The 593-nt window shown below is 69.1% G+C and carries 1 protein-coding gene; it reads left to right on the plus strand.

Going from position 1 to position 593, the window contains the following annotated elements; translation table 11 throughout:
* Positions 1-8: 8 nt before the first annotated feature.
* Positions 9-593 (plus strand): ABC transporter substrate-binding protein (locus BN1119_RS12515; protein ID WP_041998334.1); only part of this gene is annotated, 585 nt, incomplete at its 3' end.

Below are 593 nucleotides of genomic sequence, written 5' to 3' on the forward strand. Positions count from 1 at the left end.
CCCTGCTCCTGCTCTGGGGCGGCCAGGCCCGGGCCGAAAGCCCCTCCCCCTGGCAGGCGATCCAGGCCGAGGCCAGGGGAGAAACCGTCTACTTCAACGCCTGGGGCGGCAGCCCCGAGATCAACCGCTACCTCGCCTGGGCGGCCGGAGAGCTGGCCCGTGACCATGGCGTCACCCTGGTCCAGGTGAAGGTGGATGACATCGCCCAGAGTGTCAGCCAGCTGCTCGCCAACAAGCAGGCGGGAAAGCGCCAGGGGGGCCCCATCGACCTGCTCTGGGTCAATGGCGAGAACTTCAAGGCCCTCAAGGACAAGGGCCTGCTCGGCGCCCCCTTCAGCCAGGGGTTGCCGAACATGGCCCTGGTGGACCTGAGCCTGCCGGTGAGTGAGGACTTCACAGTGCCGGTGGAGGGGCTGGAGGCCCCCTGGGGGCTGGGCCAGCTCAACTTCATGGTCGATAAGGCCCAGGTGGCCGCGCCGCCACGCTCGGCCCAGGCGCTGCTGGCCTGGGCCCGGGCCAACCCGGGCCGCTTCAGCTACCCCAAGCCGCCCCAGTTTCATGGCTCCAGCTTCCTCAAGCAGATGCTGCTGGAG

The sequence above is a fragment of the Aeromonas bivalvium genome (assembly GCF_000819765.1).
Classification (GTDB): domain Bacteria; phylum Pseudomonadota; class Gammaproteobacteria; order Enterobacterales; family Aeromonadaceae; genus Aeromonas; species Aeromonas bivalvium.